Genomic DNA, 12162 nt, shown 5'->3' on the forward strand with positions numbered 1-12162 from the left:
TAAAAATGGAGGCGGATCATATATCATTAAAATGACAAAAAACAACAAATATGTTCCGTCCAGAATTACTTAAGCAATACAATAATTCGCCAATAGCACATAAAGCAAACCATTAACTCTCCATCAATATCCACAACTTTTTAAAACACATAGCAATTTTGTACAAAAATGAGCACGATAGATCCGGTACACTCACCAATTGTAACTCCTGAGTACTATGAGAGATCATGAAACAGAAGAATAAGGAAATAGCGACATTCAAGATTGCTCAAGAATTGGGAGGCTTAGAGCTGCTTGATGCAAAGTATGAGAAACAGCATTTTTCTCGTCATAGTCACGAAGGCTATACCATCGGAGTGATTGAAAAGGGCGCACAAAAGTTCTTCCGTACTGGCGGGAACCACATAGCGCCACAAGACAGCATCATCTTGATTAATGCTGATGAAGTACATAGTGGCCACTCAGCTTCAGAAGGAGGCTGGGAATACAAAGCCATGTACCCTGTCCCTGAGCAGTTTCAAACTTTGGGACAAGAGCTTTCCTCTCCTAACATCTCACTGCCCTACTTTCCTCAGCCCGTTGTGTACGATCCGGTACTCGCGAATCAGCTACGTCTGGTTTTTGACATATTGGACAAATCTGACAATCGACTGCTGAGAGAGACTTTGGTATATGGCACCCTCATCAAGCTAGCAAGTAAACACAGTACCCACCGGGCTCCACTGCAACAATCGACGAAAGCACAAAAACAAGTGACGTTAGTTAAAGAGTTTTTAGAAGACTTTCCTCAATCTGATGTATCTTTGGAGGAATTAGCCAAACTCGCTGCGCTAAGCCCATTCCATTTACTCAGAGAGTTTCAAAAACAGTTTGGCTTCCCACCTCATGCTTTTCAGATTCAACAACGTTTACGAATGGCAAAGCAACTACTGAAACAAGGAAGGAAAATTTCTGATGTCGCTCAAGAGTGTGGCTTTCATGACCAGAGTCATTTACATCGCCACTTTAAAAAAGCAATGGGAGTAACCCCCGGTCAATACACCCGCTATTGTTAATCTCAGCAAATTTGTACAAGGCGCGTAATCGTATTCACGCTACTTTCAGGATACCCCTGAACACTGAAAAAATAAGAAAATACAATGGAAAACACTTCGCCTTTAGAAGCACAATCAAAAACCGCACTGTTTTGGCAAGGCACGATAGCCATGATGCCACTGAGCATTGCCGTACTTCCTTGGGGGCTGCTCGCTGGCTCATTTGCGATAGATACAGGCCTCACTCCACTTGAAGGACAAGCGCTGTCGGCGATCCTATTTGCAGGCTCCGCGCAACTGGTTGCGATGGGGATGATAAAAGCTGGTGCTGGATTAACAACCATGTTGTTAACGACTTTTTTTATTACTTCCAGACACTTTCTGTATAGCGTTTCTATGCGCAGTAAGATCTCCCAACTTCCTTTAAAGTGGCGTCTTCCTCTCGGTTTTCTACTCACCGATGAGCTATTTGCCATTGTTGGTCATCACTCAGATAAGCAGTTTAACCGCTGGTACGCACTTGGTGCTGGCTTAAGCTTTTACCTATTTTGGAATGCGGCCACTCTAACAGGCATTGTGGCGGGAAGCATGATCCCCGAGTTGAATGAAATGGGGCTTGAATTTGCCGTTGCTGCGACGTTTATTGCGATCGTCGTACCAACCATAAAAAATGCAGCAGTACTGGCCAGTGTCGTCATTGCATTGGTAAGTTCCGTCGCTCTAGCCTATTACCAAGTCGAAGGAAGTCTGATGATTTCAAGCATTTTGGCCATGCTAACCGGATACTTTGTGGAACAGTTTACGGAGAAAAACTCATGATTATGTTATCGATCTTACTGATGACGGCGCTTGTATTCACCAGCCGATACTTGTTTCTTGAGCCTAAACTGCCAATTCGACTCGGCGTACGCACGCAAAAGGTTTTGAGTTACGCGAGCCCTGCTGTGCTGACAGCCATTTGGGCTCCTATTGTTTTTATTCCGGAAGGTGAACTCGGACTAAGCTTACAAAATCCATTTTTGCTCGCCGCCATTATCGCCGTTTTAATCGCTTATCTGACCAAAAACGTGTTGATGACAACGATTGTCAGTATGGTTGCGTTTCTCCTTCTGAGAGTACTGCTTTAATCTGCGACCCACTCAGTTTCAATCAAGGTGACGTCGCCGCATTTTAGGCGACCGAGAAAAACGTCACCTTGATGAACTTCTCCAACACCTTTTGGTGTACCTGTCATGATAACATCCCCATCTTCCAGACGGGTGTAGCTACTCAGCTCATCCAGAATAGTAAAAGGGGGATATAGCATCTGCTTTACGTGCCCTTTTTGTACATGAACACAATTGATCAAAAGTTCGAGATTCAGATCGTTTATATCTATCCCTTCAAGAGAAACAAAGCGGCTGAACACAACAGAGCCATCAAATGCCTTTGCACGTTCCCAAGGTAGTCCCTGCTTTTTCAAAGTCGATTGTAAGCCGCGCTTAGTCAGATCCAACCCTAAACCGACCGCTGCATATTGGCCATTTTGAATTAAAAAACAAATTTCAGCTTCGTAATGCAGAGTTTCTTGATGAAATGAATGCAAGGTTGCAGAAACGGACGATGAAGGCTTATTAAATACCACCATCTGTTCTGGTACCGCATTATCAAGCTCATGTATGTGCTCGATATAGTTGCGACCTACGCAAAGCACTTTACCGACCTTAACTTTCTTTTCTTCGACCTGAATTTCACTCATTGCTCGTCCCTGCAAAACATACATAAATTCTTAGAGTTAACGACACTTAATCGCATACCCGCTTTTTAAAATCAAGCACTTCAGCTCATTTTGAGTTTTGTGTCACCAATCTGAAACAGACCGTTTGTGATTCACGTTATTCAATTTGAAAGGCGATGTTTTGATATTGATGAAAACATCGAAAAGTCAGTAATTTACTAGCAACAAAACTTAAATAGAATCATCACGGAACAGAAATCTATCTTTCATTTTCACCGTTTACCTTAGCGTCATCAACACATCAGGCAAGAAAGCCCATTTATAACAAACAAGGTATTAAGATAATGAAAAAAGCAGCACTCACTACTGCAATTCTATCAGCATTGGTAACAGCGCCATCTTTCGCAGCAACGGTTTACCAAAACGACGGCACTGAGCTAAAAGTCGGTGGTCGTGTTGAGTTTCGCGGTGACTTCATCGGTTCAGGCGGTGCAGAAGTTGATGGTTCAATGGAAGATAAAAGCCGCGCTCGTCTTAACCTAAAAGGGAAAGCAGACATTGGTAACGGTCTTTCTGCATTCGGTGTTTACGAAGCAGAGCAGAAAACTGGCAAGAGTGAGTTCAAAAACCGTTACATGTACGCTGGTGTCGATTCAAATGCAGGTGCTTTCTCAGTAGGTCGTCAAGACATGGCTGCTGTAATCATCTCTGATATGACGGATATCACTGAGTTTTCTGGTGTTCAACAAGTTATCGATTCATCTTCTGACAAGCAAGACAGCGTATTCGCCTACCGTGGTGAGTTCGACGCACTACAACTACAAGCGACTTACCAAGCAAACTCAGATGATAACCAAGACAAATACGGTATCTCTGGTATGTACTCTCTGCCAATGGGTCTAGACCTGGGGCTTGCATACTCGGGCGGTGATGTTGACGCAGACAACTCTGAAGACCAAATCCTTGGTGGTATCGCTTACTCTATGGATAACCTTTACCTTGCAGGTACTTACTCACAAGGCCAGCTATCTGATTCTGAAGACTTCACTGCTTATGAATTAGTCGCGAGCTACAAAGTGGCTAGCAAGGTAACCATTGCTGGTATGTACACATTCCAAGAAAACGATCCGGACGGCGCGAGCAAATACGATGACGTCGACGGTTTCGAGCTAGTTGGTTACTACAAACTGAACAGCAACTTCCGTACTTACCTTTCTTACTACTTCAACCAGCTTGATGAAGTGAAAGATGCAGAAGGTCTAGTTGTAGAAGGTGAAGATACACTGCGTCTAGGTGTACGTTACGATTTCTAATTCTCTCTTGTCCTAGAGCGAGTCTTTGGCCGGCATCTTTGTCGGCCATTTTTTGTTTCATAAGAGTGGTTTTCCAAATACCACCTTAACTACTTTCATTAACTTACGCTGTTTATTCCCTTACGTTCTTCCTATCCCTGCCCCGTTATAATGCAACTTCTCACAGACTTAGTGCACACCTCCAAAGAGGTACAGGAGCTAAAAATAAATATCCTTATATATCAGCAAGATAAAAGTTGGCACGCGAACTGCAATATAGATATTGCAAATGCATGGCAGCGTTTGTGCTTCTCGTTCTTTGTACCTGTTTTAACAGGCACGTCCTTTGAATTGGTAATGTGGCCTCCCTATGGGAGGCATTTTTTTATTGGCGCTTTTTGTTGGCGTAAAGGCCAATAGCACGTATGCTCCACAATACCGTCACCCAAAAATATTCAATATAATCCAGTGACTTCACGGATACTCACCACATGTTTGGTCGAGATCATACATTCAGAAACAAAAAATACATATTGAATTGAAAGAAAAATCCCGCTTTTGAGTTCTATATTTTCAGAGAAGAAAATGAGGAGCGTCGCATGACACAACCAATCAAAATTACACTCTATCGTTGGGCAGGAAGTTGGGGGCCTTTCAAAGTGAACATCCCTTGCGGAGAATGTACGCTAACCCACGATATTTTGACCGATACTTTTGAAAATGAGCTGTTAGATGTGCCCGTAGAGCTGGAAGTAAAAGATTGGTTATCCCACTGGTGGGAGCCGTTGAAAGCCGGTGCCTGGCACGCTCCTATCCTCTTAGTAGAAGGTAAAGTGATCAGCCAAGGAGAAGCATTAAATCGAGGTGTATTAATACAATCGGTTATTTCTGAGTGGGTTAAACGAGATAGTCTTAAAGGAAATATTGTTTACGGGAAGGCTACGTGTCCACATTGTAAGAAAGCCAAGCAACTGCTTGATGATGCAGGTATCTCATACCAATATTACGATGTCGTGAAAAACAGTGCCGCGCTTTATAGAATGATCCCGGAAGTGAAAGCCATCATAGGTGAAAAAACACCCGTCACTGTGCCTCAGATCTGGCTAGAAAGTAAGTATATCGGAGGTGCTGATAGTCTGGAAAAGTATTTAGTAGCAAAGGGGCTTGATAAAGTCCCAAATAATGTTGTCGAGATACCGAGTCAGTCCGCGTAGTCTTACGTTGGTCCGAAACCTTTGCCTATCTATATCGGTCACTGACTGTGATTGATATTGTTTGTAAAAGCGCTGAAGTAATTATGAAAACAAAAAGCCCTGATTAAGTAATCAGGGCTTTTTGTATTAATTCGCTAGCTTTTTCACTAAACGAGAAAGAGTAGAAGCTTTTTTCTTCTTCGTCTTGCCGTGAAGTGCTTTGTGCATTGCATCTTTAGCAATCATTTGACCAATGTAAGCGCCACCAAGTTCGTTTGTCATGACCTTCTCCTGAAGTTATCACTCTTGTTTATGTGGTAATATTACACCACATAAAGACAAAAACAAGATCTAAATCACACTATTTTGTAATTAAATTCCAACCCAAACTAACCTGGACACACATTTAACTTAGCGTTTTGGCTGTTGGTAGGTTTTACCCGCCGCAACATAAGTATCTTTCTGTTTGATTTCAAAGAAGGTTTCAAAGAACCAAGCGGCAAACTTGATTAAATGATCGCCCTCATTCATGACATGTTCAACATACTCTTGCTCTTCACCAGACTCGTCTTCTTGAGTTGTCATATGGTAAATACGCTTTTCACCATCGACTTCCGCAAGACCGAACTGACCAGTCAGAGACTCCGCCGCTTGTGCAACTTCCTCTTCTTCAGAAGCTTTTAATAACTCAAGTGCCTTAGGCATGTTTTCTTGCTGGACAATTTCTTTCACCAGCGTTTCAAATTCGCTTTGTTGCATTCTTTCACCTAACGATTAAAGACGGTTTGCAGAGCATTTTAGAAAGGTGGTGCCTCCCTTGCAAGAAGATTCAAACCGCTACAGCCAGCAGGCTATAAAGAAGGGCAAATAATTCATCCAGCCAACGGTAACAAACTTTCACCACAAGATAGTGTTTTATACACGCTCTCCTAACATGACAACCTTGTGCCACGCAGTGTATATTCCAATACGCATAGTTGATAATTGATTCATATCGACAGAAACTAGTTCTCAGGAGGAAACAGTGGATTGGATTCAAAGTGTACAAAGCTACATTCGCGTCGTCGAAGAAGGGAGCTTTAACGGGGCAGCACGACAACTCAATACCACCAGCTCGGCCATCAGTAAGCGAATTCAATGGCTTGAAGACAAAGTCGGTGTTCAACTACTCAAACGCACCACTCGCTCAATCAGCCAAACGGAAGCCGGAGCCCTCTTCTATGAACGAGCCAAAAATCAGCTCGATTCCTGGCAATCCGTTTTAGACGAAACTCGCTCTGTGAATCAGTCTCCGGCAGGGCTTTTAAAAATTGGGGCCACACTTGCGGTGGGTTCGAAGTTTCTCGTCCATTATCTGGATGACTTTCTTGAAAAATACCCAGACATAACATTACAGTTGACGACCACATTGCCCGGCCAACTTCCTGAATTGAGCCTGGATCTCTTTATCAGCCGCGAGTTAGATCAACTCAACTCGCTCAGTTTTAAAGCCAGCCCTCTCTTCAAACACAAAGCTCAGTTTTATGCGGCCCCGAGTTATTTAGAAAAGTACGGCACACCAGAACGTGTCGAAGACTTAAGCCAACACAACGTGCTCATCTGGGGAGAACAACCAATAAGGGAAATCAAGACCAATAAACGCCAACGGATTAGCTTGTCCGGTAACTTTGCGACCACAAATCCAGAAGCTTTATTTCATGGCGCTAAACGAGGCATGGGCATACTCCTGACCAACAATGTCATGATCAAAGATGACCTAAAATCCGGAGCATTAGTGCCAATTTTACCGGACGTAACGGCTGATGAAGCGATCGTCTATGCTTACTACCCTAAATTAGACTACCAACACACGAGAACTCAATTATTTCTCGATTATTTAAAGTCTCGTTTAGAAGAAGAAAAACGAGAATAATTTCAAATAATTAAAGTTATTTCTCTCGCACTATCTCCTCTAAAGTAAGGTAAAAAAACACTGACCTAACGAATTAAAAATCGTTTCACTGGTTACACCTCAAGGTAAACCATACGGTAACTTAGTCACTAGTAAAGTTTGAAAAATCCACCTAAGTAAACGATAGTTTGACTGATATTTATCAAATTAGTCAGAATCAACGCCACACGATATAGAACAAACAACGCTAGGTGACGAGTACAATGGATCATGTACAAATCAGTTTTCAAAAGCTTGATGAAATCTTGAAGCTGAGTGGTAGTGCTCTCCTCAACAGGGTAATTTTAGATATTCATCAACAGGTGAAAACGCAATGTACCTGTATTGTCGAGGTGGCTCATCTCCAGCACTCGGCTCATACAATATCGGTTGCTAGAAGCAATAAAATTGAAGATCACCTTAATTACCCACTTTCTGGAGCACCATGCAAGGAAGTGGTTAGAGATATAGGTGAGAATATCTTCTTTCAAGATCATGTGTATCGCGATGTGTCCGAAGATAAAATGTTTCGGGAAATTGGCATAGAAGCGTATTTAGGATTGCCGCTTAAAACACAAAATGACGATGTACTCGGTATTTTGATATCTACTTTTACCCATTCCTTTTCCGCAGTAGAAGCGCAAGGGTTGCTCGAACTACATCGATTCTACGCCAATGTCATTATCCACAGTTTACGAGAAAAGTGGGTCAGTGAGCGCTCTGATAAGCTTCTAAACCAGCTGAGTTACGAAGTTTCGCACGACAATCTTACAGGACTTCTCAACCGTAGCTGCCTGGCTGATACATTGGAAACCTTAACACAACAGTCGTCACGTCCTTTTAGCCTTGCTTATCTGGATATCGATAACTTCAAGTCTATTAACGATATCAATGGAAACTACATTGGTGACCAAATCATAAAATTTACGGCAAACGCAATTCAAAAAAGTCTGTCATCTCCTCATAACGCTTTCCGAGTTGCTGGTGATGAGTTTGCTTTTATCACCTACGACGAAGACCCAGTTGCAGTATGTCAGCAGATTCTCGACATCATAGAAGCGGGTTACAGTGACAAAACGAACCACATCTCATTCACCGTGAGTATTGGTATTGCGCGCGCCACCATACATACTCCAAAATCTGATGAGCTTATCCTGAACGCCAGTCTGGCCCTAAAAGATTGCAAAAGGCACCGAGAAACGCGCATACAACACTATGACACCCAGCTTAGTGCACTTTATCATCGACAAACACGACTTATTGAAGTCATCCGTAAGCAACTTAAGACGAGTATCACAGACAATGATGAACTGTATGTCGTTGTCCAACCGATAGTAGACATCAACGCAAACCGGTGGGACTACTTTGAAGTACTAACCCGTTGGGACAGTGAAACATTGGGCAGTATCCCCCCTTCTGAGTTTATAGAAGCAGCGGAACACTCTGGCTTAATCGTAGAACTGGGAGAGCGCATTATTGAGCTTGCTTGCATTGCCAAACAAGAATTGGAATCTCAGCTTGGATACACCGTAAAGCTATCGATAAATTGTTCAGCCTATGAACTGGTTGATTCTAAACGCTATATCAACCATTTAACGTCCATGATAGAGAAGTATCATCACTCGACCAATGATTTTGTTATCGAACTTACCGAAACCGTTTTACTGTCCCTGAGCGGCCATGAGCAAATGGTATTAAAATCGTTGCGTTATCTCGGGTTTCAAGTTGCCCTAGATGACTTTGGTACTGGTTACTCGAGCCTGAACTATATTCACAATTACCCAATAGACAGCATAAAGATCGACGCGACGTTTGTGAGAAACATGCTTTCCAACAAAACCTCTGAACAAGTAGTCTTGCTGATTGTTCAACTGGCCAAACTGCTCAACATGAAATTAATTGCCGAGGGTGTGGAAGATAAGAGTGCCTCGGAAAAGCTTATTGAGATGGGATGCCACTACATACAGGGCTATCTCTACGCGAAGCCGAACCGTGTTAGTGAAATGATCGCTCTAATTAATAAGCGACAAGTCAAAAGTGCATAGGGAAAGTGAATAAACAAAGGCCAAGCGATGCCTGGCCTTTCAAAGTAACATTTTAGATAAAAGGAAAGCTAACGTGTTATAAAACTGCTTTCTCTTTATTTTTCAGAAGCTTATCCATCTCATCGCGATTAGCAACAAATGTTGCCATCTCCTTCTTAGGCACCGAACTCGCCATTGGGATGTTTGCTCTCATCGCGTTTACTGGTCGTCCATACTGGATCAATTCATAGTGAAGGTGAGGACCAGTAACGCGGCCCGTTTTACCAGATAGACCGATTCGTTGACCACGTGACACTTTTTGCCCTTTCTTCACCAAGATCTTACTTAGATGTAGATAGCGGGTTTTGAACTTGCTACCGTGTTCAACCACCACGTAATTACCAGCGTATGGGTGTTTACGTGTCATGATCACCGTCCCGTCACCTGTTGAAACCACAGGAGTACCGATTGGTGTAGCAAAGTCGGTACCATTATGTGGCGCGACACGACCAGTCACTGGATGATGACGATTCGGATTAAATCCAGAACTGATTCGCCAACCACGGCTTACAGGATAACGCTGGAAAGCACGCTGTAGGCTCTCACCTTTCGCGTTATAAAATTGGCCATCTGTATGCAGATAAGCTGTGATTTCACGACCGCGATTATAAATCTTTATCGCTTCAATTTCGTTCTTACCAGTAGAGACACCATTGATGCTTTGTGAACGTCGAACCACTTCAAAGCGATCGCCAGCACGAAGATCTTTGCCAAAGTTCAATTGCTCTTTCAGCAAGGTCACAACCTGGTTGATTTCAGCCGACGTTAAACCAAGGCGACTAGCTGACGAAGAGAAACTGCCCTGAATTACACCAACCAGTGGTTCTTGATGCCATACACCAGGAATTGAAATGTCGGTAAAGTCATAATTGCCGTCACGGTTCAGCTCATAAACCACTTTATCTGCGATAGAAAATTGCAGTTCCATCTTAAGCAGTTCACCTTCGATATCATCACGCCAAAATCGCAATGTATTGCCCGGTTTTAGCGTATCTAGCGCAAGGTAGTTTAAGTCCGTTTCCATGACTTTCATTAATGAGCTATAGCCGAAGCCAAGCTGACTAAAAATCGTACTAAGATTATCGCCTGCTTGGATTTGATACTCGAAGTTTGGTGGGGTGACAACTTCTGCAGTTGTCGCATCAAGAATTCTTTCAACAACCTGCGATTCCGGCAGGTTTAAAGCGATGGTTTTAGTTAATGGTGACTCTTTGAGAGAGTGAGAAACACCAATCGCTACCAAAACAGGTAAGGAGTACAACAGCAGCGCTCTACGACCTGTCAGATTCGGCAACCGTCTTGTAATTTCTTTTGTAGACACGGGAATTACTATCTCCTTATAAACAGGCCTAATAGCTTATGCATTCCCGCATAAGAAATCACTAGGAAATTTCGAGATCTAGCTCAGAAAACACTTATTTTTTACAGAAGTAAAATAAATTCATCCTTGTTGCATATGTAGAAAATTGCCTACGCGCTTCAGGGATACAGAATTTAATTGTTTAGGTGCTTCAGACATCGCTTGATTTACATCATGCGTCAGATATGAGGCATCGATAATGGTATCGTTTCGCCATTCCAATTGATTAAATTTAATACGATCGCCAATGAATACACTATCAAGCAATATAACTCGGCTTGGTATCGCATCAAATTTGAACAGACCAATATAATAAAATGATCCTGTTCCCGGTGTGGTGACAATCATTGGTGCAACAATCCAAGGCACTTGTTCTATCTGGCGTTGAACAATAAATTCAGTCGATAACAAAACCTTACCTCTTGTAGCCCCAGCATCGTATTGACCGATCAAATAACCAGCCTCCTTATCCCACTCTTCAATGAAACTCACTGCATTTTGTTCGGGAACCTGAATTGTCCACGGATTTGAAGATTTGATATTAAGCACGTCCGAAATAATCGAATTAGACTGAACTTCGCTCTGCGGGAATTTGGCTAATATTTCATCATCAGAGAGGCTGAATCGGTAAACACCAGCAACAATCACGATGATTAATAATACAACAGGAATAAGGAGGATAAGTGGAATAGGCAGAATTCTATTGCGTGCCATGAAGACTTCCTTGTTTTTATTGTTTATAAGTCGCGCTCGGAGTATATACCAAATAATGAGCCATCACCGCAAAACAACCTTCGTACCAATACATCAAATGTTTCAAAATAAAAATGACCTCACCTGTCTAAGTTCGTCGAGTTTTAGTTTGAAAGGTGATCGCTAGCATGAGGTATTTGGGTATAAATGTCCTAAACTGTTCTCTGAGAACTTGAAAAGATTTAACCCCAATAAGTGGGCACTGGGCATTCGATTTGCCAATGCAGGTGCTCAGAGGGACATGAGCACAGTTTGAGGTTATTTAATTTACACGATGCCAAAACCAAACAGAACCCACTCATGCGAATGTGCGTGCGGCTTGATTCAGCTTCGCTGTTTAGGTGAACCCATACGTACATCGATTTGCCACTGCTTTGAGTGTCAAAAGCGAACTGGCAGCGTATTTGGAGTCCAAGCCCGCTTCGCCAAAGCGAACGTCATTTTAGATGGTGACGTTATTAGCTATACCAGAATCAGCGATGACGGGAGTGAAGTCCGATACGAATTTTGTCCTGCCTGTGGCACCACTATGCGCTTATTACTCTCCGCTGCACCAGAAATTATTGTTGTACCTGTAGGACTCTTTAGTGATAAAGAGTTCCAAGAGCCGACCATTTCGATCTATGAGGAACGAAAACACGGCTGGGTCAGTTTCGAATGCACTATTGAGCATATCGCATGAGCGTAGAATAACTATTCACCAAAAAGTGGCTTGTTCTCAAGTTTTTTTCCTACAGATTCCTAATCACTAATTTACTGTGATTGGTCTATCCCTGCTTTTTTGAGTTTTCTTTGAGAA

The 12162-nt window shown here is 42.6% G+C and carries 13 protein-coding genes; 8 read left to right on the top strand and 5 right to left on the bottom strand.

The genetic code is table 11. From position 1 onward, the window contains the following. Positions 1–227: 227 nt before the first annotated feature. From L3V31_RS00390 to L3V31_RS00400, 3 genes are all read left to right on the top strand, one after another. The gene (locus tag L3V31_RS00390) at positions 228–1055 is read left to right on the top strand and encodes an AraC family transcriptional regulator (protein ID WP_237313687.1); all 828 of its coding nucleotides are present in this window, start codon (positions 228–230) and stop codon (positions 1053–1055) included. 84 nt (positions 1056–1139) lie between these two features. Next, positions 1140–1853: an AzlC family ABC transporter permease gene (locus tag L3V31_RS00395; protein ID WP_237313689.1), complete on the top strand. Its 714-nt coding sequence runs from the start codon at positions 1140–1142 to the stop codon at positions 1851–1853. Continuing rightward, positions 1850–2161, top strand: coding sequence for an AzlD domain-containing protein (locus tag L3V31_RS00400; protein WP_237313691.1), 312 nt, complete (start codon positions 1850–1852; stop codon positions 2159–2161). Before L3V31_RS00395 ends, L3V31_RS00400 begins: the two co-directional genes overlap by 4 nt. Here L3V31_RS00400 and L3V31_RS00405 read toward each other — a convergent pair. Further along, entirely contained in the window at positions 2158–2772 is a 615-nt protein-coding gene (locus L3V31_RS00405) for a fumarylacetoacetate hydrolase family protein (RefSeq protein WP_237313693.1), read from the bottom strand. The genes L3V31_RS00400 and L3V31_RS00405 overlap by 4 nt on opposite strands. 323 nt (positions 2773–3095) lie before the next feature. On the opposite strand from L3V31_RS00405, the gene L3V31_RS00410 reads away from it, so the two are divergent. Both L3V31_RS00410 and L3V31_RS00415 read left to right on the top strand, forming a co-directional pair. Next, positions 3096–4064: a porin gene (locus L3V31_RS00410; protein ID WP_237313695.1), complete on the top strand. Its 969-nt coding sequence runs from the start codon at positions 3096–3098 to the stop codon at positions 4062–4064. Between the two features lie 578 nt (positions 4065–4642). Beyond that, complete coding sequence (locus L3V31_RS00415) at positions 4643–5257, top strand: glutaredoxin (protein WP_237313696.1); 615 nt, start codon at positions 4643–4645, stop codon at positions 5255–5257. Between the two features lie 126 nt (positions 5258–5383). Here the strand turns inward: L3V31_RS00415 and L3V31_RS22010 are convergent, their stop codons facing one another. Together L3V31_RS22010 and L3V31_RS00420 are read right to left on the bottom strand one after the other, a co-directional pair. Then, complete coding sequence (locus L3V31_RS22010; protein ID WP_267135860.1) at positions 5384–5518, bottom strand: hypothetical protein; 135 nt, start codon at positions 5516–5518, stop codon at positions 5384–5386. 129 nt (positions 5519–5647) lie between these two features. Further along, positions 5648–5995, bottom strand: coding sequence for a hypothetical protein (locus L3V31_RS00420; RefSeq protein ID WP_237313698.1), 348 nt, complete (start codon positions 5993–5995; stop codon positions 5648–5650). A 265-nt stretch (positions 5996–6260) separates the two neighbouring features. Here L3V31_RS00420 and L3V31_RS00425 point away from each other — a divergent pair, with 265 nt between their 5' ends. Further along, positions 6261–7148, top strand: a complete 888-nt coding sequence (locus tag L3V31_RS00425) for a LysR family transcriptional regulator (RefSeq protein ID WP_237313700.1) — start codon at positions 6261–6263, stop codon at positions 7146–7148. Between the two features lie 242 nt (positions 7149–7390). Further along, positions 7391–9211: a bifunctional diguanylate cyclase/phosphodiesterase gene (locus L3V31_RS00430; protein WP_237313702.1), complete on the top strand. Its 1821-nt coding sequence runs from the start codon at positions 7391–7393 to the stop codon at positions 9209–9211. 76 nt (positions 9212–9287) lie between these two features. On the opposite strand, the gene L3V31_RS00435 is transcribed toward L3V31_RS00430, so the two are convergent. Both L3V31_RS00435 and L3V31_RS00440 read right to left on the bottom strand, forming a co-directional pair. Beyond that, positions 9288–10571 (bottom strand): peptidoglycan DD-metalloendopeptidase family protein, encoded by a 1284-nt coding sequence (locus L3V31_RS00435; protein ID WP_346014838.1) that lies wholly within the window; start codon positions 10569–10571, stop codon positions 9288–9290. Between the two features lie 120 nt (positions 10572–10691). Further along, positions 10692–11324 (bottom strand): hypothetical protein, encoded by a 633-nt coding sequence (locus L3V31_RS00440; RefSeq protein WP_237313705.1) that lies wholly within the window; start codon positions 11322–11324, stop codon positions 10692–10694. Positions 11325–11637: 313 nt separating this feature from the next. On the opposite strand from L3V31_RS00440, the gene L3V31_RS00445 reads away from it, so the two are divergent. Further along, entirely contained in the window at positions 11638–12045 is a 408-nt protein-coding gene (locus L3V31_RS00445) for a GFA family protein (protein WP_237313707.1), read from the top strand. The last annotated feature ends 117 nt before the right edge of the window (positions 12046–12162 follow it).

This window comes from Vibrio sp. J1-1 (assembly GCF_021728395.1).
Classification (GTDB): Bacteria; Pseudomonadota; Gammaproteobacteria; order Enterobacterales; family Vibrionaceae; genus Vibrio.

Coding starts and splice junctions, on each gene's coding strand:
- L3V31_RS00390 (WP_237313687.1), top strand. CDS start 228: ATGAAACAGAAGAATAAGGAAATAGCGACATTCAAGATTGCTCAAGAA.
- L3V31_RS00395 (WP_237313689.1), top strand. CDS start 1,140: ATGGAAAACACTTCGCCTTTAGAAGCACAATCAAAAACCGCACTGTTT.
- L3V31_RS00400 (WP_237313691.1), top strand. CDS start 1,850: ATGATTATGTTATCGATCTTACTGATGACGGCGCTTGTATTCACCAGC.
- L3V31_RS00405 (WP_237313693.1), bottom strand. CDS start 2,772: ATGAGTGAAATTCAGGTCGAAGAAAAGAAAGTTAAGGTCGGTAAAGTG.
- L3V31_RS00410 (WP_237313695.1), top strand. CDS start 3,096: ATGAAAAAAGCAGCACTCACTACTGCAATTCTATCAGCATTGGTAACA.
- L3V31_RS00415 (WP_237313696.1), top strand. CDS start 4,643: ATGACACAACCAATCAAAATTACACTCTATCGTTGGGCAGGAAGTTGG.
- L3V31_RS22010 (WP_267135860.1), bottom strand. CDS start 5,518: ATGACAAACGAACTTGGTGGCGCTTACATTGGTCAAATGATTGCTAAA.
- L3V31_RS00420 (WP_237313698.1), bottom strand. CDS start 5,995: ATGCAACAAAGCGAATTTGAAACGCTGGTGAAAGAAATTGTCCAGCAA.
- L3V31_RS00430 (WP_237313702.1), top strand. CDS start 7,391: ATGGATCATGTACAAATCAGTTTTCAAAAGCTTGATGAAATCTTGAAG.
- L3V31_RS00440 (WP_237313705.1), bottom strand. CDS start 11,324: ATGGCACGCAATAGAATTCTGCCTATTCCACTTATCCTCCTTATTCCT.
- L3V31_RS00445 (WP_237313707.1), top strand. CDS start 11,638: ATGCCAAAACCAAACAGAACCCACTCATGCGAATGTGCGTGCGGCTTG.